This is a genomic window from Janthinobacterium sp. AD80, assembly GCF_002878455.1.
Taxonomy (GTDB): Bacteria; Pseudomonadota; Gammaproteobacteria; order Burkholderiales; family Burkholderiaceae_D; genus Janthinobacterium.
Genome location: NZ_NRDQ01000091.1, coordinates 1 through 23,138 on the forward strand (window position 1 = coordinate 1; position 23,138 = coordinate 23,138).

Below are 23,138 nucleotides of genomic sequence, written 5' to 3' on the forward strand. Positions count from 1 at the left end.
CTGCCGGCGCGCCCGTGGCCCTGGCGCAAGTGCAGCCGGGCGACGTGCGCGTGCCGTACATTTCGCAAACCGTGCGCGAACAGATCCGTGACGAAATCAAGGGACAAGTCATGGCCGAGGCAAAAGCGGGCGGCTGGGCCGCGCCGAATGAAACGCCGGCATGGACCAAGCGCATCCGCATGGAAGGCGATGTGCGCGCGCGCTATGAATCGCGCTATTACGACATGGCCAACAGCAATATCGAGATCGACTGGCGCTCGCTCAACAGCGGCAGCGGCTATGACGTCAACCCGAATACCAACCTGACCCTGCCATCGCTGCTGAACACGCGCCAGGACCGCAAGAACTTGCTGCGCGCGCGCGCCCGCCTGGGCATCCTGGCCGATATTTCCGACAGCACGCAAGCAGGCATCCGCCTGGCCAGCGGCAATGACGACAGCCCCGTGTCGACCACGCAAACCCTCGGTGGCGGCCTGGGCAAGAAAAACATCTGGCTGGATCAGGCCTGGGTGTCGTACCAGCCCGCTTCCTGGCTGACGGTGACGGCGGGCCGTTTCGACAATCCCTTCGTGTCAGCCGATGAACTGTTTTCCAGCGAACTCAATTTCGACGGCATCGCCGCCAAGGTGCGGCAACCGGTTGGCGACAGCAAGGACGTGACGGTCTTCGGCACCCTGGGCATCATTCCGCTCGAGTATTCGTCCGACAATGCGCCGAGTCGCAGCCAGGCCAAAATGTCCAGCGAAAACAAATGGCTGCTGGGCGCGCAAGTGGGCGCCGCGTGGAAGGTCAACAGCGACAACCAGCTGCGCGGCGCGCTGGCCTACTACAACTTCCGCAACATCAGCGGTGAATATTCGCAGCCATGCGCGCTGTACGCGGGCGCCGATGGCTGCGGCACGGACTGGTCGCGTCCGTCGAGCATGCAAAAGGGCAATAGCTTGATGTTACTGCGCAATATCGCCCTGAACCCGCTCGACCCGGCGAATACGCCGCAGCCGCAATATGTGGGCCTGGCATCGAAGTTCCGCCTGGCCAACCTGAACGCGCGCTGGGACAGCAAGGTGGCCGGCGGCACGGACTTGCGCATCGAAGGCGATTATGTGCGCAACATGGCTTACGACAAGAACGACATGTGGGCGCGCGCGAAGGGCGGCATCATGAACAATTTCGGCGGCACGGGCGGCGTCACGCAAGCCGATTTCAAGAGCGGCGGCAATGCCTACATGCTGCAGGCGACCCTGGGCAAGGCCAGCCCGGCGGCGCGCGGCGACTGGAACGTGCTGCTCGGCTACAAGCGCATCGAACCGGATGCCTTGCCTGACGCCTACAACGATTCCACCTTCCACCTGGGCGGCACGAATGCGCGCGGCTACTACCTGGGCGGCGCGTATGCGCTCGACAAGAATACCTGGCTCAACGGCCGCTGGACGTCGAGCCGCGAAGTGTTCGGCTCGGCACTGTCGATCGACACCCTGCAAATCGAATTGAACGCGCGTTTTTAAGGAGCCATGATGTCGATTGTTAACGCGAACACGGCGCGCCTGTCGGCCGTGCTGCTCTTGCTGCTGGCGGGTAATGCCGCCCAGGCGCAGGGGCAGAAGGGCCAGAGCATGGAAGAGCGCCTGCGGGCCGAGCTGCGCAATGTCACGGCGCAGCTGCAGCAGACGCGCGGCGAACTGGAATTGCTCAAAGCCAAGGGCGCGCCAGCGGCCAAGGCGGCACCCGCCGCCGCGCCCGCCAGCGATGCCTTGAAAAAAGACCTGGCGCGCAGCCAGTCGCAGCTGGCGCAAGAGCGCGCGCAGCGGGAGCAGCTGGCGCAGGAGCAGCAGCGCAGCACAGCTGCCGCGCAAGAGGCGGCGGCCAGCCTGGCGCAATACCGCCAGGCCAGCGCGCAGCTGACGGCCAGCGGCAAGCAGCTGGAAGCGGAACGTGTGCGCCTCGACGGCGAAGTGACGGCGCAGCGCGGCGCGCTGGCCCGTTGCGAGAGCAAGAATGCCCAGCTGTATGCCACCGGGCAAGAAATTCTGCACGCGTACGAAGGACTCGATGTGCTGGACGTCATGCGGGCACGCCAGCCGTTTGCCGCGCAAAGCCGGGTCAAGCTGGAGCAAATCGCTCAGCAGTACGGCGACCAGTTGTACCAGGGCCGCTTTGATGCACGTCAAACGGAAGCGGCCGCCACGCCGGCCGCGCCCGCTCCCCAATAATTTTACTTTCTGACTGAATGGAATGACCATGGAACACACGAATACCTTGCTGACCACCCTGAACGCGGAACAAATGGCCGACGCCATCAAGGCGGCCGGCTGCGCCGTCACCAGCATCGAACACGATGGCGTGGTCCGCCTGCACAGCGCCAGCCATGGCATCGGTTTCCAGGTGCTGTGGGGCAATGAAGCGGCGCCTGGCCAGTATGCGGACCTGACCCTGAGCTGCCCGCTGCGCGTGCAGGGCGGCGACTTGCCGGCCGGCTTACTGGCTGAGTGGCACCGCAGCAAGCGTTTCGCGCGCGTGGCCCAGCATGGTGATTTTGTCGTGCTGGAAATGGATGTGCTGGTGGCCGGCGGCGTCAGCAAAGAGTACCTGAATATCAATCTGCAATTGTGGACACAGATGATGGGCCAGTTTTTCTTGTTTTTACGCAACTTTACGCCCGCCAATGACGGCGCCGCGCCGGCTGTCGCGGCGCCGGCCGTGGCCGAAGAAGAAAGCGTGCCAGCCTGACAAGGGCCTTGCGCGCGGCGGGAATGGCCGATGGCGGGCCATTTTTGCCGCCAGCGGGGCAGGAGTGTCGCATTAAATACTTATTTTTTAAGCATCGCGCATTAAAACTGCTCAAAGAGCGTGTGTGAATCAAGCCAGCAACGCCTGTATGGCGGATAATATTGCCTGTTGCCGATTTGGATACGACCTTTACACTCTAATGCGCCCCATGGATTTTACCCGCGACGAAACCAGTGAAACCCCAGTTGCCCCGGCCAGCGCGCCGGGTGCGCCTTTGCCGTATGCCGTCGCCACCTGGCTGCAGCGGGTGGAGGCAGCCGCCCATCCGAAGGCCGTGCTGACGATTGCCGAACCGGATCCCAAGCTCAACGGGCATCGTTTGATCTACGTGCTGGCGCCCACCAGCGGTGGCCGCCACGTGGCCCTGTGCCTGTACAAGGCGCGGCTGAGGCCGAATGGCGACGTGGCGGCGGCGTCTCCCATCAGCGAAATCTTTTCGCTGCTGTCGGCGCCGCCCAGCTTTTTGACGCCGGCCGACGAAGACCTCGTGCGTTTCTTCGTGGCCATGCGCAGCGGGCAGAATTCGCAGACGGGCAGCGCCACGGAGCCGAAGGGCAAGGTCGGCGCGGCCCTGCTGAAAATGCTGGCCGAGCAGGATAAGCTGCTGTGGGCCAATTCCTGGGCCGATGTCGGCAATGGCCTCGTGTACCCGCTGAAAGAAGGTCCCGTGCGTCCCGCCCGCCTGTTCTGGCGCGACGAGGGCAAGACCATGCGCCTGGGCTGGCAAGTCGATCCGCCGGAAGGCGCGAAGCACCATGGCGCCGACCAGATCGACTACATGCTGCCCACCGATCCGCCGTGGTATATCGACAACCTGTCGTGCGGCGTGCTGGAACTGAACCAGGGCGGCTCCGACATTTCCCTGGCCGACTTGCAGGCGCTGGTGGCGCAGGCGCCGCCCCTGAACGCCAACGACAAGGTGCGCGTGTCGCAACTGCTGCTGGCGCAAGGCTTGCAGCATCTGATGCCGCTGCCGCAGCCCCTGCCGCAGCGCTTGCGCAAGGATGTGCCGGCGCAACCGGTGTTGCTGATGGACAGCGCCATGCTGGCCGACGGCAGCGTCCAGCGCTGGCATGACTTCGCTGTACTATCCTACGACTACGATGGCGAGCGCGTCTCGTTCGATCCGTCGCAGCGGGTGGTGCGGCAAGTGGGCGAGGTGACGGAAATTATCCAGAGAAACACGGTCGATGAAGCGCGCGCGCTGGCCACCCTGGCCGAGCTGCAATTCAAGAAGCCGGGCGCCGCCCCCTTGAGCGGCTTGAAGGGCGCCTTGCTGCTGCCGTCCCAGGCGGACTGGCTGCGTTTTGCCGAGTCCGGCATTGATACCCTGCTGGAGCAGGGCTGGATCGTGGAAAAGACGGCCAAATACCGCTACGACGTGAGCGACGTGGACGACTGGTATGCAGAGATCGACGACCAGGACCCGGACAGCGGCAATGCCTGGTTCGAACTGGAACTGGGCATCGTCGTCAACCACGAGCGCGTGCCGCTGCTGCCCGTGCTGGTGCAGCTGATCCGCAACGCGCCCAACGATTTCAACCCGAAAGTCATCGAGGCGCATGCCGACGATGACCAGATGCTGGCGACCTTGCCCGATGGCACGCGCGTGGCCCTGCCTTGGGGCCGCGTGCGCCCGATCCTGAACACGCTGGGGGAACTCTACTTCAGCGACAAGATCAAACATGCGGTGCGCATGTCGACCCTGGACGCGGCGCGCCTGGAAGACCTGGCGCGCGGGCTGGAATTGCGCTGGTCGGGCGGCGAGCAGCTGCGCGCCATGGGCCGCAAGCTGAGCCAGTTCGGTGCCGTGCAAAAAGTGGCGGCGCCAGCCGGTTTGCAAGCCACCTTGCGCGACTACCAGGCCGATGGCCTGGCGTGGATGCAATTCCTGCGCGACCATGACCTGGCGGGCATCCTGGCCGATGACATGGGTCTCGGCAAGACGGTGCAGACCCTGGCGCATATCCTGGTGGAAAAGGAAGCGGGCCGTTTGACGCATCCGGCGCTCGTCATCGCGCCGACGAGTTTGATGGGCAACTGGCAGGACGAGGCGGCCAAGTTCGCGCCCAGCCTGAAAGTGCTGCTGCTGCAAGGCAAGGACCGCGCGCAGCAATTCGACCAGATCGACCAATGCGACCTGGTGCTGACCACCTACGCTTTGCTGCCGCGCGACGAGGAAACCCTGCGCGAGCATGATTTCCACCTGGTCATCCTCGACGAATCGCACTACATCAAGAATACGCGCAGCAAGGCGGCGCAAAGCGCGGGCCTGCTGCGCGCGCGCCACCGCCTGTGTTTGTCCGGCACGCCGCTGGAAAACCACCTGGGCGAACTGTGGTCGCAATTCCACTTCCTGCTGCCGGGCTTGCTGGGCGACGAGAAAACCTTCAACACCCAGTTCCGCCATCCGATCGAACGCCAGGACGACCCGCTGCGCCGCATGCTGCTGAACCGCCGCATCAAGCCGTTCCTGCTGCGCCGCACGAAAGATAACGTGGCCAAGGAACTGCCGCCGAAGACGGAGATGGTGCGCAAGGTGGAACTGACGGGGCCGCAGCGCGACCTGTACGAAACCGTGCGCCTGGCGATGGATCAGAAAGTGCGCGAGGAAATCGACAAGAAGGGCGTGGCGCGCAGCCAGATCGTCATCCTCGAAGCGCTGCTGAAGCTGCGGCAGGTGTGCTGCGACCCGCGCCTGGTGAAATCCCTGCCGGCGAAGAAGCAGTCGGCCGGTTCGGCCAAGCTGCTCGACCTGATGCAGATGGTGGAAGACTTGCTCGACGAAGGACGCAAGATCCTCGTCTTCTCGCAATTTACCAGCATGCTGGAATTGATCGAGGAAGAACTGGAATCGCGCGATATCCCGTATGCGCTGCTGACGGGCGAAACGAAAGACCGGGGCGCGCAAGTGGCGGCCTTCCAGCAGGGCGCCGTGCCGATCTTCCTGATCAGCCTGAAAGCGGGCGGCGTGGGACTGAACCTGACGGCGGCCGACACGGTGATCCACTACGATCCGTGGTGGAATCCAGCGGCGGAAAACCAGGCCACGGACCGCGCCTGGCGCATCGGCCAGGACAAGCCCGTGTTCGTGTATAAACTGATCGCCAAGGGCACGCTGGAAGAAAAAATCCAGCTGCTGCAGCAAAAGAAATCGGAACTGGCGCAATCGATCCTGGCCGAAGGCGAATCGCAAAAGATGGCCCTGACGCAGGAAGACTTGCAGCAGATTTTCGCCCCGCTCGAGGATTAACGGGGCGGCTGGCCCTATACTTGGCGATTATTTCTTGCCAGGTATAAAGCATGCTGCCTTTTCTCCTCTTGCTGCTTGCCGGCGTCATCCTCATGGCGCTGCGCTTTGTCCAGCTGCGCCGCGCCCTGCTGCGTGCGCGCGCCGGCGAACATCAGTTCCGCCTGCTGGCCGAGCACGGCCGCGATGTGGCCTTTTTGCTCGATGCCAGCACCCTCGAATTGCTGTACCTTAGTCCTGCCGCGCAGCGCATGACGGGCCACGACATGCCCGCCCTGCGCGTGCATGCGGCGCAGCTGGCAGCCGACGTGCCGGCCCGTCTGCAGCGCTGGCGCGCTGGCGATGCCAGCCGCTTGACACTGCTGCGTGAAGTGGCATTGCCGCATGCGGATGGGCAGGTGCTGGCGCTGGAAATCAGCTCGACCATCGTGCCGGGGCATGGCAGCCGTGGCGTGACCTTGGTGGGCACGGTGCGCGATGTCACGGCCATTCAGGCACAGGAAGCTGAGCGGGAAAAAGAGCAAAAACGCTTCGCTTCGATGCTGTCGCATGAATTCCGCACGCCGCTGGCCACCATTGATGGTGCCATCCAGCGCCTCGTTTCGACCTCGAAGGATGCCGACGAGGCCACGCGCAAGCGCTATGTGAAAATCCAGACGGCCGTGGACCGGCTGCTGGGCATGATCGACGAGTATTTGTCGCCTGAACGTATGGCGGCCATCGGCCGCGAGCGGGCCGCCGACGGCATCGCGCCGCTGGCCCTGCTGCAGCAGGCGGCGGCCACCGTGCCCGCCAGCCACACGGTGCAGCTGGAACTCGATGAAGACTTGCCGCTCAAACTGCGCTGCGACGTGCCGGGCATGGCCCTGTGCCTGAAGATTTTGCTGGACAACGCCGTCAAGTTCAGTCCGCCGGGCAGCGTGATTGGCTTGTCGGCCAGCCTGGTGCCCGAAGGCGGCGTGGCGCTATGCGTGCGCGATGCGGGGCCAGGCCTGCGGGAAGAGGAGCTGGCGCGGCTGTTTGAGAAAGGAAGCCGTGGAAGCCATGCCACGCACCCCGGTGCGGGGCTGGGACTGTATATGGCGCGCGCCGTCGTCGAGGTGCATGGCGGGACTTTGCAGGGGCATAATCTGCCCGAGGGCGGGGCACTTTTCCGGATTTGGCTGCCCGTTCCTGTCTAGACAAGGAAAAGCCTTGCTTCCGCTGAAGGCAACCGTGATAATTCCTTGACGTAAACCTGTTAGGCCGTCCATCATGGTGTCGAAGTGAATGGCATGGTTTGCCCACGGAAGCTCACTAACGGAAGAATGGCGTAGCAATGACGAAAATACTGATCGTCGAAGACAATCTGGACTACGCCGAAGACATGGCGGAGTTCCTCGTTGAGCTCGAACACGAAGTGCATATCACCAGCTCCGCTGGCGGGATGTGGACGGCGTTGAGCCATGGCAATGTTGGCGTGGTCGTGCTGGACCTGGGCTTGCCCGATGAGGATGGCTTCAACGTCATCCCCCGCATGCGCCAGCTGTATCCGCAAATCGGCGTGCTGGTGCTCACGGGCCGCGTCGCCTTCGACAGCCGCATCCTCGGCCTGCGTCTGGGCGCCGACCACTATCTCACCAAGCCGATCAAGTTTCCCGAACTGGCCGCCCACATCGAGGCGCTCGACCGCCGCGTCGGTCCGCAAGACCCCTTGCCCGAGCCGGGCAAGTGGACCTTGAAAGTAAGCGCTCGCCAACTTGAACTGATGGGCTCTGTCATCGCCCTGACGGAAAAAGAATTCAATTTCCTGCACCTGCTGACCATCAATACCCGCCCCGTGCCACGCGACGTCATCGTGGCCGGCATGGGCGGCGAAGATCCCGACGCGGGCCGCCGGGTCGACATGCTCGTGTACCGTTTGCGCAAGAAAGCCAAGATGGGCCTGGGCCAGGACTTGCCGCTGCGCAGCGCGTATGGCGAAGGCTACAGCCTGTCGGCCAGTTTCAATTTGTCGTGATCCGCTACTTCCTGCCGCCCGCCAGCGGCCGGCAGGATAAAAAGGGACAGAGTCAGCCGCCGTTTCCCGCATTTTCAATAAAACAGGGTCAGAGTCGACCTGCGCGTGCATACTGTGTAAAATCAAGGCCTTAGCCTTCATTTTTGTGACTTTGCCATGGCCCGTTTGCCCCGCCTCATCATTCCCGCCCTGCCCCATTACGTGATCCAGCGCGGCAGCAACCGCCAGAGCGTGTTCCAGGATGCGGCGGACTACGCGCAATTTTTGTCCTGGCTGAAAACGGGCGCGAAAATGTTCAAGGTGGCCATTCACGCTTATGTTTTATTGCCTGATCAACTACATTTACTGGCTACACCAGCCGATTCGACGGGCCTGGGACAGCTGATGCAGTGGCTGGGGCGCTACTACGTGCCGTATTTCAACCAGAAATATGGCCGCGAAGGAGCGCTGTGGCAGGGACGCTACAAAACTTCCGTCATCGACCCTGACAATTTCTTTCTCACCTGTTGCCGCTACCTGGAATGCGTGCCCGTGCAGGCCGGTCTGGCGGGCCAGGCGCTGGACCACGCCTGGTCCAGCTATGCGCACCATGCGGGTATGCGTCCCGACCCCGTCATTACCGACCACGCGCTGTACTGGGCGCTGGGCAACACGCCGTTCGACCGCGAGGCCGCGTATCTGCGCCTGTTTGAGCAGGGCCTGGGCAGCAGCCAGGTGAAGGTGGTGGAGCAGGCGGTGCTGAAGGGCTGGCCGCTGGGTAGCGACGCTTTCAAGCAGGCGCTGGAGCTGAAAATGCAGCGGCAGGTGCTGCCTGCCAAGCGTGGCCGTCCCCGCAAAATCGTGGCGGCAGCGGACGCTGCTTGAAAATCATTCGCATTTAAAACAAAAAGTGACACCGATCTCACGTTTTAATGAAATTGCTTTGACTATGTCCCTATTAAATTTTTAGAGCGACGGAAACGAATTTAATTCGACTCCGACCCTAATTGTTCTGGTTGAGTTTTTTGTTGCGTTGCACTACTCTAGTTTTTCGATAGTCATACGCAGCGGAGAAGCCCATGAAAGCGCAAGGCCTGTACGACCCAGCCAATGAACACGATGCCTGCGGCGTCGGTTTCGTCGCCCATATCAAGGGCAACAAGACCCATTCCATCGTTGAACAGGGCTTGCTGATTCTGAAAAACCTCGATCACCGGGGCGCCGTGGGCGCCGATGCGCTGATGGGCGATGGCGCCGGAATCCTGATCCAGATTCCCGACCAGTACTACCGCGAGGAAATGGCCAAGCAGGGCGTGGAATTGCCGCCGCCTGGCGAATACGGCGTGGGCATGGTCTTCCTGCCGAAGGAGCACGCGTCGCGCATCGCTTGCGAACAGGAAATCGAACGCGCCGTGCGCATCGAAGGCCAGGTCGTGCTGGGCTGGCGCAACGTGCCCATCGATACGGACATGCCGATGTCGCCCACCGTGCGCGCCAAGGAACCCGTGATCCGCCAGATTTTCATCGGCCGCGGCCCGGACATCATGGTCACCGATGCGCTTGAGCGCAAACTGTATGTGATCCGCAAGTCGTCAGGCCACGCCATCCAGGCCTTGAAGCTGTTGCACGGCAAGGAATTCTTCGTGCCGTCGATGTCGGCACGCACCATTGTGTACAAGGGCTTGCTGCTGGCCGACCAGGTGGGTGTCTACTATAAAGACTTGCAGGACGCGCGCTGCATCTCGGCCCTGGCCCTCGTCCACCAGCGTTTTTCGACAAATACCTTCCCCGAATGGCCGCTGGCCCACCCGTACCGCCTGATCGCGCACAATGGCGAGATCAACACGGTGAAGGGCAACTTCAACTGGATGCGCGCGCGCGAAGGCGTGATGAAGTCGGCCGTGCTGGGCGAGGACCTGCAGAAACTCTTCCCGCTGATCTATGAAGGCCAGTCCGACACGGCGTGCTTCGACAATGCGCTGGAACTGCTGTTGATGGCCGGTTATCCGATCGCCCAGGCGATGATGATGATGATTCCGGAAGCGTGGGAAAACCACACGACGATGGATGACAACCGCCGCGCCTTCTACGAATACCACGCTGCCATGATGGAACCGTGGGACGGCCCCGCCGCCATGGCGTTCACGGACGGGCGCCACATCGGCGGCACGCTGGACCGCAACGGCTTGCGTCCGGCGCGCTACATCGTCACGGACGACGACCTGGTGGTGATGGCGTCGGAATCGGGCGTGCTGCCGATCCCCGAATCGAAGATCATCCAGAAATGGCGCTTGCAACCTGGCAAAATGTTCCTGATCGACCTGGAAGCGGGCCGCATCATCGACGACCAGGAACTGAAAAACACCTACGCCAACGCCAAGCCGTATAAAGCGTGGATCAACTCGGTGCGCATCAAGCTCGACGAGATCAAGCTGGCTGAAGGACAAGCCAAGCTGGACCGTGCCCAGGGCGAAAAAGCCCAGCCATCGCTGCTGGACCGCCAGCAGGCGTTCGGCTACACCCAGGAAGACTTGAAATTCCTCATGGCGCCGATGGCCGTAGCCGGCGAAGAAGCGACGGGTTCGATGGGCAATGACTCGCCGCTGGCCGTCATGTCGAACAAACTGAAGCCTTTGTATAACTACTTCAAGCAGCTGTTCGCGCAAGTGACGAACCCGCCGATCGACCCGATCCGCGAAGCGATGGTGATGTCGCTGGTGTCCTTCATCGGCCCGAAACCGAACTTGCTCGATACCAACAACGTCAATCCGCCTATGCGCCTGGAAGTGGCGCAGCCCGTGCTGGGTTTTGATGACATGGCGCGCCTGCGCAACATCAGCGCACACACGGGTGGCAAGTTCAAGTCGTATGAGCTGGACATCTGCTACCCGCTGGCCTGGGGCAAGGAAGGCGTGGAAGCGTGCCTGGCCTCGCTGTGCGCGGAAGCCGTCGACGCCGTGAAATCCGGCCACAACATTTTGATCGTCTCGGACCGCGCCATTTGCGCCGACCAGGTGGCGATCCCCGCGCTGCTGGCCACCTCCACCGTGCACCAGCACCTGGTGAGCAAGGGCTTGCGCGCCTCCACCGGCCTTGTCGTGGAAACGGGCTCGGCCCGCGAAACCCACCACTTCGCCCTGCTGGCAGGCTATGGCGCGGAAGCCGTCCATCCCTACCTGGCCATGGAAACGCTGGTCGACATGGCGCACGGCTTGCCGGGCGAGCTGTCGGGCGATAAAGCCATCTACAATTACACCAAGGCCGTCGGCAAGGGCTTGATGAAGGTCATGTCGAAGATGGGTATTTCGACGTATATGTCTTACTGCGGCGCGCAAATCTTCGAAGCCATCGGCTTGAACAAGTCGCTGGTCGACAAATACTTCAAGGGCACGGCGTCGAACGTGGAAGGCATCGGCGTGTTTGAAGTGGCGGAAGAAGCGCTGCGCCTGCATGCGCTGGCCTTCGGCAACGATCCCGTGTTGTCCGACAAGCTCGACGCGGGCGGCGAGTACGCGTTCCGCGTGCGCGGCGAAGACCACATGTGGACGCCGGATGCGATTGCCAAGCTGCAGCACTCCACGCGCAGCAACAATTTCTCCAGCTATAAGGAGTACGCGCAAATCATCAACGACCAGAGCCGTCGCCACCTGACCCTGCGCGGCCTGTTCGAGTTCAAGCTCGACCCGACCAAGGCCATCGCGCTCGAGGAAGTGGAGCCTGCCAAGGAAATCGTCAAGCGTTTTGCCACGGGCGCCATGTCGCTCGGCTCGATCAGTACGGAAGCGCACGCCACCCTGGCCGTTGCCATGAACCGCATCGGCGGCAAGTCGAATACGGGCGAAGGCGGCGAAGATCCGAACCGCTACACGCAGGAATTGAAGGGCATTCCGATCCGCCAGGGCGATACCATGGCGTCGGTGGTCGGCAGCAAGCAGATCGTCGTCGATATTCCCCTGCAGGAAGGCGATTCCATGCGCTCGCGCATCAAGCAGGTGGCGTCGGGTCGTTTCGGCGTCACGGCCGCCTACCTGAATTCGGCCGACCAGATCCAGATCAAGATGGCGCAAGGCGCGAAACCGGGCGAAGGCGGCCAGTTGCCTGGCCATAAGGTGTCCGAATACATCGCCAGCCTGCGCTTTTCCGTGCCGGGCGTGGGCCTGATTTCGCCGCCGCCGCACCATGACATTTATTCCATCGAAGATCTGGCGCAGCTGATCCATGACTTGAAGAATGCCAATCCGCGCGCCTCGATTTCCGTCAAACTGGTGTCGGAAGTGGGCATCGGTACGGTCGCCGCCGGCGTCACCAAGGCGAAAGCCGACCACGTGGTCGTTGCCGGCCACGATGGCGGCACGGGCGCCTCGCCACTGTCGTCCGTGAAACATGCGGGCACGCCGTGGGAGCTGGGTCTGGCCGAAACGCAACAAACCCTGGTGCTCAACGGCTTGCGCAGCCGCATCCGCGTGCAGGCCGACGGCCAGATGAAGACGGGCCGCGACGTGGTCATCGCCGCCTTGCTGGGCGCCGACGAGATCGGTTTCGCCACGGCGCCGCTGGTGGTCGAAGGCTGCATCATGATGCGCAAATGCCACTTGAATACATGCCCGGTGGGCGTGGCCACGCAAGATCCGGTGCTGCGCGCCAAGTTCTCGGGCAAGCCCGAGTATGTCGTCAATTACTTCTTCTTCGTTGCCGAGGAAGCCCGTCAATTGATGGCGCAGCTGGGCATCCGCACGTATGACGAACTGATTGGTCGCGTCGACCTGCTGGACAAATCCAAGGCCATTTCGCACTGGAAGGCGCAGGGCCTGGACTTCTCGGCCATCTTCCACAAGCCGGAAACCCCGGACGGCCAGGCCTGTCGCCACGTCGAGTTCCAGGACCATGCGCTGGAAAAGGCGCTCGACCACAAGCTGATCGCGCAAGCGCGCGCGGCGCTGGAAAAGGGCGAGCGCGTCTCGTTCATCTCGCCCGTACGCAACTTGAACCGCACGGTGGGCACCATGCTGTCCGGCGAAGTGGCGAAGAAATACGGCCATGCCGGCTTGCCGGACGACACCATCCACATCCAGCTGCAAGGCACGGCGGGCCAGTCGGCCTGCGCCTTCCTGGCGCACGGCATCACCATCGACCTGGTGGGCGAGGGCAACGATTACGTGGGCAAGGGCTTGTCGGGCGGACGCATCATCGTGCGGCCGAATACCGAGTTCCGCGGCTGGGCCGTGGACAACATCATCATTGGCAACACGGTGCTGTACGGCGCGATTGCCGGCGAAGCCTTCTTCAATGGCGTGGCCGGCGAACGCTTTGCCGTGCGCAACTCGGGCGCCACCACGGTGGTCGAGGGCCTGGGCGACCATGGCTGCGAATACATGACGGGCGGCACGGTGGTGGTCCTGGGCAATACGGGCCGCAACTTTGCGGCCGGCATGTCGGGCGGCATCGCCTACGTGTACGACCCGGCCGGCGACTTTGCCAGCAAGTGCAACACGGCCATGGTCAGCCTGGACAAGGTCGTGTCGGCAGCGGAACAGCATGTCGACCGCGACGCCTGGCATACGCAGCACCGCGACGGCGCGCCGGAAGCCGATGAGGTGATCCTCAAGCGCCTGATCGAGCGCCACTTCAAGCACACGGGCAGCACCCGCGCCCGCGTCTTGCTCGATGACTGGGCCGCGGCGCGCGGCAAGTTCGTGAAAGTCTTCCCGAACGAATACAAGCGCGCGCTGATTGAAATGGCAGCTGACGCCGCCATGGAAGTGCAAGCCGTCGCCGCCTGAGCCAGCAGCTCATTGCCAAATGAATGACCAGGGAGCGGCCCGGCCGCTCCCCGCCAGCCAAATACAAAGGAAACATCGTGGGTAAAATTACCGGCTTCATGGAATTCAAGCGCCAGGACGAGCACTATCTGGAGCCTGCCGCGCGTCTGAAGAACTACAAGGAATTCGTGCTGCACCTGTCGGATGCGCAAGCAACCGTGCAGGGCGCGCGCTGCATGGATTGCGGCATCCCCTTCTGTACCACGGGTTGCCCCGTAAATAACATCATTCCCGACTGGAATGACCTGGTGTACCGCGGTAATTACCGCGAAGCGCTCGACGTTTTGCATTCGACGAATAACTTCCCGGAATTTACGGGCCGCATCTGCCCGGCGCCGTGCGAATCGGCCTGTACCCTGGGCATCCACGAAGATCCGGTCGGCATCAAGTCCATCGAGCATAAAATCATCGACATGGGCTGGGAGCACGGCTGGGTCACGCCGCAGCCAGCGGGATTCAGCACGGGCAAGAAAGTGGCCATCGTCGGTTCCGGCCCTGCCGGCCTGGCGGCGGCGCAGCAACTGGCACGCGCCGGCCATGCCGTCACCGTGTTTGAAAAGAGCGACCGCGTGGGCGGCTTGCTGCGCTACGGCATTCCCGACTTCAAGATGGAAAAGTCGCACATCGACCTGCGTGTGAAACAGATGGAAGCCGAAGGCGTGGTCTTCCGCACCAGCGTGCTGGTCGGCAAGGACTTCCCTGCCCACGTGAACAACTGGGCCAAGGAAACCATTTTCCCCGAAGACCTGGAAAAGGAATTCGACGCCGTCATCATGGCCGGCGGCGCCGAGCAGCCGCGCGACCTGCCCGTGCCGGGCCGCGAACTGAAAGGCGTGCATTTCGCCATGGATTTCCTGCCGCTGCAAAACAAGGTCAACGCGGGCGACAAACTCAAGGATCAGATCAAGGCCACCGGCAAGCATGTGGTGGTGATTGGCGGCGGCGACACGGGCTCCGACTGCGTCGGCACCTCGAACCGCCATGGCGCCGCCTCGGTGGCGCAGTTCGAACTGATGCCGCAGCCGCCGGAACAGGAAAACAAGCCGCTGGTCTGGCCGTACTGGCCGACCAAGCTGCGCACCTCGTCCTCGCACGAGGAAGGCTGCGAGCGCGACTGGGCCGTGGCCACCAAGCGTTTCGAAGGCAAGGGCGGCAAGGTGGAAAAGCTGATCGCCTGCAGAGTCGAATGGAAAGACGGCAAGATGAGCGAAGTGCCGAACTCGGAATTCGAGATGAAGGCCGACCTGGTTTTCCTGGCCATGGGTTTTGTTTCTCCCGTACAACAGGTGCTGCAAGCGTTCGGCGTCGACACGGATGCGCGCGGCAATGTCAAGGCGACAACGGATGGGGCCGGCTGCTACCAGACCTCGGTGGCCAAGGTGTTTGCCGCCGGCGACATGCGCCGCGGCCAGTCGCTGGTGGTGTGGGCCATCCGCGAAGGGCGCCAGTGCGCGCGCGCCGTCGATGAATTCCTGATGGGCGGCTCCCTGCTGCCGCGCTAGATTTCGCTCGCTTGCTCTAGCGGGGGCCACGGCGCGCGTTGCGCCGTGGCCCTTGTTATTTTAGTCACGTCGCCAGGCGCTGGGGGATGGACGTGCAGGCAGGCGTTTTTTACAATAAAATATCTGACTTTCGATTCATTAGTGTTGTATTCTCCCCCTCTACCGGGTTGCACAAGGGGGCGCCTCAGCAGAGATTGGCGTTTCTGCACTACAATACGCCATTAAAATAGCGAGTCTCGTCGTGCCAAATCTTGTTGAAATCCGTGATTTACACTTTGCCTATGGAGAACGTTCGATTTTATCGGGCCTTCAAATGGATTTCCCACGTGGAAAAGTTGTGGCCGTCATGGGTGGTTCCGGGAGTGGCAAGACAACCGTATTGCGCCTGATCGGCGGACAATTGCGGCCCAGTTCGGGCTCCGTGAATGTCGACGGCCAGATCGTGCATACGCTCAAGACCGAGCAGTTATACCAGCTGCGCCGCAAGATGGGCATGCTGTTCCAGCATGGCGCCTTGTTTACGGACCTGACGGCGTTCGAGAACGTCGCCTTCCCGCTGCGCGAACACACGGACTTGAATGAAGAGCTGATCCGCACCCTGGTGCTGATGAAACTGCATGCCGTGGGCTTGCGCAATGCCGCGCAACTGAAGCCGGCCGAGATTTCCGGCGGCATGGGCCGCCGCGTCGCCCTGGCGCGCGCCATCGCGCTCGACCCCGAATTGATCATGTATGACGAGCCGTTCGCCGGCCTGGATCCGATTTCCATGGGCGTGACGGCCAATTTGATCCGCAATTTGAACGATGCGCTGGGCTCCACGTCTATTCTGGTATCGCACGATGTGAAGGAGTGTTTCGCCATCGCTGATTACGTCTATTTTCTGTCATCGGGCAAGATCGTGGCGCACGGCACGCCCGCCGAGATGGCCGTGTCGACGCATCCGTACGTCAAGCAGTTCGTCAATGCCGAGGCCGATGGCCCCGTGCCCTTCCATTATCCGGGCAAGTCGCTGGCCGACGACCTGGGTCTGCAAGCGGGAGCGGGCCGATGATCGCCGGTTTCCTGGCAGCGATCGGAGCGTGGTTGCGTCGTTCGGTACAAGACCTCGGCTTTGCCGTGCGTTCCTTCTTTGTCATCATCGGCGCCTCGGGTGGCCTGTGGCGCCGTCCGCGCCTGGTGGTCGAGCAGCTGTTCTATATCGGCAGCCGCTCGGTGGTGATCATTGCCGTGTCCGGCCTGTTCGTCGGCATGGTGCTGGGTTTGCAAGGCTATTACACACTGAGCACCTTCGGCGCGACGCAGTCGCTGGGGCAGCTGGTGGCGCTGTCACTGATGCGTGAGCTGGGTCCGGTCGTGACGGCACTGCTGTTCGCCGGCCGCGCCGGCACCTCGCTGACGGCCGAAATCGGCCTGATGAAGGCGGGCGAGCAGCTGTCGGCCATGGAAATGATGGCCGTCAACCCCATCCAGCGCGTGCTGGCGCCCCGTTTCTGGGCCGGCGTGATCGCCATGCCGATTCTGGGCGGCATCTTCACGGCCGTTGGCATCATCGGCAGCTATCTGGTCGGCGTGGTGCTGATCGGCGTCGACGAAGGCTCGTTCTGGTCGCAGATGCAGGGCGGCGTGAATGTCTGGAAAGATATTGGCAACGGCACCTATGTCAAAAGCATGGTCTTCGGCGTCGCGGTGACCTTCATCGCCCTGTTCCAGGGTTATCAGGCACAGCCGACGCCGGAAGACGTCTCCGGTGCCACCACGCGCACCGTGGTGATTTCGTCGCTGATGGTGTGGTGGCTCGATTTCATGATGACGGCGTTGATGTTTAGCAAGTAATTGCCGATCGGCGACAAAATTAGCCGCTGGCGCAGGGTTTGCGCAGGGGGCAGCAAGTAAAAATTATTTAGGATTGTTTATGCAACGTAAATCTTTGGATGTCTGGGTGGGCCTGTTCGTCTTGCTGGGTGTGGCGGCGGTGATGTTTCTGGCGTTCAAGGCCGGCAATATGAGCTCGCTGTCGTTCAGCAAGACGTATACCATTACAGCCAAGTTCGACAATATCGGCGGCCTCAAGCCGCAAGCGCCCGTCAAGGGCGCCGGTGTGGTGGTGGGCCGCGTGGCGGCCATCACGTTTGACGACAAGACGTATCAGGCGCTGGTGCAACTCGACATCGAAGATGGCTACAAATTTCCGAAAGACAGCTCGGCCAAGATTCTGACGGCCGGTTTGCTGGGTGAACAATATATCGGCCTGGAAGCAGGCGGTGATTTGGCCAACCTGGCGGAGGGCGACAAGATTGCCCGTACTCAATCGGCCACAGTGCTGGAAGACCTGATCAATCAGTTCATCTACAGCAAGGCAGCGGAAGGAAAGGACAGCAAATGAGCGAGTCGACCATGAATAGCAACAAAGGCAGCCTGGCGCGTATCGGCCTGGCCCTGGCCATCGCCGCCAGCGTCAGCGCTTGCGCCACCGGCACCAATCCGCGCGACCCGCTTGAGGGCTACAACCGCGCCATGTTCAAGTTCAACGATACCGTTGACCAGGTGGCCCTGAAACCGGTCGCCACCGCCTACAAGAAGGTCACGCCGTCGTTCGTGCAAACGGGCGTGGGCAACTTCTTCGGCAACTTGTCCGACGTGTGGAGCGCCATGAACAACTTGCTGCAAGGCAAGGGCGAAGCGGGCTTGCAGGACGTCGTGCGCGTCAGCATGAACTCGACCTTCGGTATCTTCGGCCTGATCGACATCGCGTCGCAGGCGGGCATTCCCAAGCATAGCGAAGACTTTGGCCAGACCCTGGGCTGGTATGGCGTGCAGTCTGGTCCGTACGTGATGCTGCCGCTGCTGGGCCCGTCGACCGTGCGCGACACGGTGGCCCTGCCGCTCGATATCGCGGGCGACCCATGGCGCTACAAGGATCCGGCCTATGTGCGCAACATCGGCACGGTGACGCGCGTGGTCGACAAGCGCGCCGCGCTGCTCGACGCCACCAACCTGATGGAAGCGGCTGCGCTGGACCGCTATGAATTCATCCGTGACGGTTTCCTGCAGGCACGCGAAAGCAAGGTATTCGACGGCGACACGGACCGCCGCGACCGTAAAGTGCCAAAAAACGACACCAGCGATTACGCGCCGGAGTACGATGCACAACCGCAGCCGGCCCCGGTGGAAACGCCGCCTGCCACGGCAGCGGCCGACATGGCGCCTGCCGGCCTCGTAACATCTGGTAGCAATACCGTCGCTGTCGAAGCCAGGTCGCAAGAGTAAACTGGACGCAAGAACACCACGGCTGCGATCAACGCCAGCCGGTGCATAGCAACACCATGAAAGGTACAACCATGAAATTGATGAAACAATTGCTCGCGATGGCGACCATCGCCTTTGCCACCGCCGCCCAGGCCGCGCCTGCCGTGGAAGCGCCCGATGTGTTGGTAAAACGCATCAGCCAGGACGTGATCGACACGGCCAAGAACGACAAGGCCATCCAGGCTGGCGATATCAAGCGCGTCACCGAACTGGTGGAAAGCAAGATCTTGCCTTACGTGGACTTCCAGCGCATGACGGCCCTGGCCGCCGGCCGCTTCTGGCGCGATGCCACGCCGGAGCAGCAAAAGCAGCTGGCGGCGGAATTTCGCACCCTGCTGATCTACACGTATTCGGGCGCCCTGTCGCAGATCAAGAACGAAACCGTGGAATTCAAGCCGCTGCGCGCCGATCCCGCTGATACGGACGTGGAAGTGCGTTCGCAGGTGAACATGGCGCGCGGCGAACCCGTGCCCCTGAACTACCGCGTGGCGAAAACCCCGGCCGGCTGGAAGATCTATGACATCAACGTGCTGGGCGCGTGGCTGGTGGAAACCTACAAAAGCAGCTTTGCCAGCGAGATCAGCAAGGGCGGCATCGATGGCCTGATCAAGACCTTGCAAGCGAAAAACAAGGCCCTGGCCAGCCGTCCCGCTGCCAAAGCCAAATAATCGGCTATCATATAGCTCCTGACCCAGCTCCAGACCAGCGCAGCCCGACGCCATGCCCGACTCTCTTGACACCTTGCAGTCCCTGACTTCCCTGACCGTGCACAATGCCACCTCGGCATTGGAGCAGGGTCTGGACGCCATCCGCTCGGGCCAGACGAAGTTTGATTTGCGCAACGTCAAGGCCGTCGATTCGGCCGCCGTCTCCGTCATGCTCACGTGGCAACGCGCGGCGCAGGATGCGGGCGGCGTGCTGGAGCTGAAAAACCTGCCGGACAACCTGAAAAACCTCACCAAGCTGTATGGCGTCTGCTCGCTCGTCTCGAGCACCTTGAGCGCCGACGACTGCGCCAGCGCCGGCGGCCACGCCGAACGCAGCCCGTCCGACCTGCATCATCATTGATCCTGTCCCACTCCCCGCATCAGCAGTAGCTTTCAAGCCGGCAGGCCAGCAGCGCCGACGGATTGAACTCCAAGTGTTCCACGAATTTTCCAACTATAATTGACTGTTGCGCCGTCCTCCCTGAAGGTGGCGCCCTGCACCGGCCTGTCGGCCTGGATTTTGCCGGCACTGGCGCATCACACCAGACGCATCACACTTGAAACAAGCACATGACCGCAATTCAAATAACGAATGTAGAAAAGAGCTATAAATCGCTCAAGGCGCTGGGCGGCGTGTCGCTGGCCATCGAGGAAGGCGAGTTCTTTGGCCTGCTCGGTCCCAACGGCGCCGGCAAGACCACCCTCATTTCCATCATCGCCGGCCTGATACGGCCCGACGCGGGCACCGTCAAGATCCACGGCCACGACGTGGTCAAGGACTTCCGCAATGCGCGCCGCAACCTGGGTGTGGTGCCGCAGGAACTGGTGTTCGATCCGTTTTTCACCGTGCGCGAAACCCTGCGTCTGCAGTCCGGCTATTTCGGCCTGCCGAACAACGACAAATGGATCGACGAGGTCATGGAAAACCTTGACCTCACCGGCAAGGCCGACACCAACATGCGCGCCCTGTCCGGCGGCATGAAGCGCCGCGTGCTCGTCGCGCAGGCGCTGGTGCACAAGCCGCCCGTCATCGTGCTCGATGAGCCGACCGCCGGCGTCGACGTGGAACTGCGCCAGACCCTGTGGAAGTTCATCTCGCGCCTGAACCGCGAAGGCGGCCACACCGTCGTCTTGACCACCCACTACCTGGAAGAGGCGCAAGCCATGTGCCAGCGCGTCGCCATGCTGAAAACCGGCAAGGTGGTGGCGCTCGACACCATGTCGGCCCTGATCCGCCGCATCGCCGGCTCGCAGCTGCAGGTGCACCTGAAACACGGCGTCTTGCCGGCCGACCTGCGGCACCTGGTCTTGCACCCGGAGGAGCCGCAGGCGCCCAACAAGTTCAGCCTGCGCGTCAACGAATACAGCGAAGTCGAGAAAATCCTCGCCCGCCTGCGTGAAGCGGGCGCCGAGATCGACGAAATGCAATTGCAACAAGCCGACCTGGAAGATATCTTCTTGCAGATCATGGATAAAGGTACCGTATGATTTCGACAGGATTTCGCACCCTCGTCTACAAAGAGACGCTGCGCTTCTGGAAAGTGGCGACGCAAACCGTGGCCGCGCCCGTGCTCACGTCGATGCTGTACCTGCTGGTGTTCGGCCATGTGCTCGACGGCAGGGTCGAGCCTAGCCCCGGCGTCAGCTACACGGCCTTTCTGATTCCCGGCCTGGTGATGATGAGCGTGCTGCAAAACGCGTTCGCCAATTCCTCGTCCTCGCTGATCCAGTCCAAGATCACGGGCAACCTGGTGTTCGTGCTGCTCACGCCCCTGTCGCACTGGGAAATCTTCTCGGCGTATGTACTCGCTTCGGTCGCGCGCGGCCTGGCCGTGGGCTTTGGCGTATTTGCCATCACCTGCTGGTTCGCCGACCTGTCGTTTGTCGCACCGCTGTGGATCGTCGTCTTCGCCTTTTTGGGCGCCGCCATGCTGGGCACCATGGGCCTGATCGCCGGCATCTGGGCCGAGAAATTCGACCAGCTGGCCGCCTTCCAGAATTTCCTGATCATGCCGGCCACCTTCCTGTCGGGCGTGTTCTACTCGATCCACTCGCTGCCCGCGTTCTGGCAGACGGTGTCGCATTTGAATCCCTTTTTCTACATGATCGACGGCTTCCGCTACGGCTTCTTCGGCACCTCCGACGTCAGCCCGTGGCTGAGTTTATCCATCGTCGCCGGCTTCCTCGTGATCCTGGCGCTGGTATCGATCCGCCTGCTCAAGAGCGGCTATCGCTTGCGCCACTGATCGCGGCACATCACATCACCACATTATTCAATATCAAGGACTTATCGTGACCACCACACCAGAACTGATCCACGGCTACTTGTCGGCCGGCCTCGAATGCACGCACCTTGAAGTGGAGGGCGATGGCCAGCACTTCCAGGCCGTGATCGTCTCGCCCGCGTTTGCCGGCAAGCGCCTGATTCAGCGCCACCAGATCGTCTACGCGGCACTGGGCGACCGCATGCGCGAAGAAATCCACGCGCTGTCGATGAAAACCCTGACACCTGAAGAATTCCAAGGATAAGCACATGGACAAGCTCCTGATCAACGGCGGCAACCGCCTGAACGGCGACATCGCCATCTCTGGCGCGAAAAACGCCGCCCTGCCCATCCTGTGCGCCGGCCTGCTGACGGCGGGTGACCTGAACCTGAGCAACGTGCCGCATTTGCACGACGTCGCCACCATGCTGAAACTGCTGGGCCAGACGGGCCTGAAAGTGCAGCAGGACGGCGACCGCGTGGTCCTCAACGGCAGCGCCATCGACACCCTGGAAGCGCCGTATGAACTGGTGAAAACCATGCGCGCCTCGATCCTCGTGCTCGGTCCCCTGCTGGCGCGCTTCGGCGAAGCCAAGGTTTCCCTGCCGGGCGGCTGCGCCATCGGTTCGCGTCCTGTCGACCAGCACATCAAGGGTCTGGAGGCGCTGGGCGCCGAGATCCGCATTGAAGCGGGCTACATCTACGCCAAGTGCGCCAAGCTGAAAGGCGCGCGCATCGTCACCGACATGATCACCGTCACCGGCACCGAGAACCTGCTGATGGCTGCGACCCTGGCCGAAGGCGAGACCATCCTGGAAAACGCCGCCTGCGAACCGGAAGTGACGGACCTGGCGCACCTGCTGGTGGCCATGGGCGCGAAGATCGACGGCATCGGCACCAGCCGCCTGGTGATCCAGGGCGTCGACGCGCTGCACGGCGCCTCGCACGCGGTAATCGCCGACCGTATCGAAACGGGTACCTTCCTGTGCGCCGTGGCGGCCACCGGCGGCGATATCACCCTGCGCAACGTGCGCACCGATATCCTCGACGCGGCGCTCGACAAGCTGCGCGCCATGGGCCTGACGATGACCTTCGGCGCCGACTGGATCCGCGCCGAGATGTCGGCCCGTCCGAATCCCGTCAGCTTCCGCACCACGGAATACCCGGGCTTCCCGACCGACATGCAGGCGCAGTTCATGGCCGTCAACACCATCGCCAATGGCGCCAGCCGCGTCACCGAGACGATTTTTGAAAACCGTTTCATGCACGTGCAGGAAATGAACCGTCTGGGCGCCGACATCACCATCGACGGCAATACCGCCAGCATCGCCGGCGTCAAGCAGCTGCGCGGCGCACCCGTGATGGCCACCGACCTGCGCGCTTCGGCATCGCTGGTGATCGCGGCCCTGGCCGCCGATGGCGAAACCCTGATCGACCGCATCTATCACCTCGACCGCGGCTACGACCGCATGGAAGTGAAGCTCTCTGCAGTCGGTGCCAACATCGTACGCGTCAAATAACAATA

General features: G+C 62.3%; 19 protein-coding genes. All 19 read left to right on the forward strand.

The window, feature by feature from the left end; all coding sequences use genetic code 11:
• Window positions 1–1,505: putative porin (locus JaAD80_RS17945; protein ID WP_102296014.1), on the forward strand; the 1,505-nt coding region annotated here is incomplete at its 5' end.
• 9 nt (window positions 1,506–1,514) lie between these two features.
• The gene (locus JaAD80_RS17950) at window positions 1,515–2,210 is read left to right on the forward strand and encodes a hypothetical protein (RefSeq protein ID WP_102296072.1); all 696 of its coding nucleotides are present in this window, start codon (window positions 1,515–1,517) and stop codon (window positions 2,208–2,210) included.
• 28 nt (window positions 2,211–2,238) lie between these two features.
• Entirely contained in the window at window positions 2,239–2,727 is a 489-nt protein-coding gene (locus tag JaAD80_RS17955) for a YbjN domain-containing protein (protein WP_258003068.1), read from the forward strand.
• Between the two features lie 208 nt (window positions 2,728–2,935).
• Complete coding sequence (locus JaAD80_RS17960; protein WP_102296017.1) at window positions 2,936–6,040, forward strand: DEAD/DEAH box helicase; 3,105 nt, start codon at window positions 2,936–2,938, stop codon at window positions 6,038–6,040.
• 50 nt (window positions 6,041–6,090) lie between these two features.
• The gene (locus tag JaAD80_RS17965) at window positions 6,091–7,218 is read left to right on the forward strand and encodes a HAMP domain-containing sensor histidine kinase (RefSeq protein ID WP_102296019.1); all 1,128 of its coding nucleotides are present in this window, start codon (window positions 6,091–6,093) and stop codon (window positions 7,216–7,218) included.
• Between the two features lie 137 nt (window positions 7,219–7,355).
• A complete protein-coding gene (locus JaAD80_RS17970) occupies window positions 7,356–8,036 on the forward strand; it encodes a response regulator transcription factor (RefSeq protein WP_102296021.1) in 681 nt (226 codons plus the stop codon).
• A 156-nt stretch (window positions 8,037–8,192) separates the two neighbouring features.
• A complete protein-coding gene (locus tag JaAD80_RS17975) occupies window positions 8,193–8,900 on the forward strand; it encodes a transposase (protein ID WP_102296023.1) in 708 nt (235 codons plus the stop codon).
• Window positions 8,901–9,094: 194 nt separating this feature from the next.
• Window positions 9,095–13,795 (forward strand): glutamate synthase-related protein, encoded by a 4,701-nt coding sequence (locus tag JaAD80_RS17980; protein ID WP_102296024.1) that lies wholly within the window; start codon window positions 9,095–9,097, stop codon window positions 13,793–13,795.
• Window positions 13,796–13,872: 77 nt separating this feature from the next.
• Window positions 13,873–15,336 carry a glutamate synthase subunit beta gene (locus tag JaAD80_RS17985; RefSeq protein ID WP_102296026.1) on the forward strand — a complete coding sequence of 488 codons (1,464 nt, stop codon included), beginning with the start codon at window positions 13,873–13,875 and terminating at the stop codon, window positions 15,334–15,336.
• Between the two features lie 241 nt (window positions 15,337–15,577).
• Window positions 15,578–16,387 carry an ABC transporter ATP-binding protein gene (locus JaAD80_RS17990; protein ID WP_102296028.1) on the forward strand — a complete coding sequence of 270 codons (810 nt, stop codon included), beginning with the start codon at window positions 15,578–15,580 and terminating at the stop codon, window positions 16,385–16,387.
• Window positions 16,384–17,169, forward strand: a complete 786-nt coding sequence (gene mlaE, locus JaAD80_RS17995) for a lipid asymmetry maintenance ABC transporter permease subunit MlaE (protein ID WP_102296030.1) — start codon at window positions 16,384–16,386, stop codon at window positions 17,167–17,169. The genes JaAD80_RS17990 and mlaE overlap by 4 nt, the downstream gene beginning before the upstream one ends.
• A gap of 79 nt (window positions 17,170–17,248) precedes the next feature.
• Complete coding sequence (mlaD, locus tag JaAD80_RS18000) at window positions 17,249–17,719, forward strand: outer membrane lipid asymmetry maintenance protein MlaD (protein ID WP_102296032.1); 471 nt, start codon at window positions 17,249–17,251, stop codon at window positions 17,717–17,719.
• An 11-nt stretch (window positions 17,720–17,730) separates the two neighbouring features.
• Window positions 17,731–18,603, forward strand: a complete 873-nt coding sequence (locus JaAD80_RS18005; protein ID WP_258003069.1) for a VacJ family lipoprotein — start codon at window positions 17,731–17,733, stop codon at window positions 18,601–18,603.
• Between the two features lie 71 nt (window positions 18,604–18,674).
• Entirely contained in the window at window positions 18,675–19,310 is a 636-nt protein-coding gene (locus JaAD80_RS18010) for a phospholipid-binding protein MlaC (protein ID WP_102296035.1), read from the forward strand.
• Between the two features lie 52 nt (window positions 19,311–19,362).
• Entirely contained in the window at window positions 19,363–19,710 is a 348-nt protein-coding gene (locus JaAD80_RS18015) for a lipid asymmetry maintenance protein MlaB (RefSeq protein ID WP_102296037.1), read from the forward strand.
• A gap of 209 nt (window positions 19,711–19,919) precedes the next feature.
• Window positions 19,920–20,837 carry an ABC transporter ATP-binding protein gene (locus JaAD80_RS18020; RefSeq protein WP_102296038.1) on the forward strand — a complete coding sequence of 306 codons (918 nt, stop codon included), beginning with the start codon at window positions 19,920–19,922 and terminating at the stop codon, window positions 20,835–20,837.
• Window positions 20,834–21,595: an ABC transporter permease gene (locus tag JaAD80_RS18025; protein WP_102296040.1), complete on the forward strand. Its 762-nt coding sequence runs from the start codon at window positions 20,834–20,836 to the stop codon at window positions 21,593–21,595. The genes JaAD80_RS18020 and JaAD80_RS18025 overlap by 4 nt, the downstream gene beginning before the upstream one ends.
• Window positions 21,596–21,641: 46 nt before the next feature.
• A complete protein-coding gene (locus JaAD80_RS18030; protein WP_034753824.1) occupies window positions 21,642–21,878 on the forward strand; it encodes a BolA family protein in 237 nt (78 codons plus the stop codon).
• Window positions 21,879–21,882: 4 nt separating this feature from the next.
• Window positions 21,883–23,133 (forward strand): UDP-N-acetylglucosamine 1-carboxyvinyltransferase, encoded by a 1,251-nt coding sequence (gene murA, locus JaAD80_RS18035; protein WP_102296041.1) that lies wholly within the window; start codon window positions 21,883–21,885, stop codon window positions 23,131–23,133.
• Window positions 23,134–23,138 lie beyond the last annotated feature (5 nt).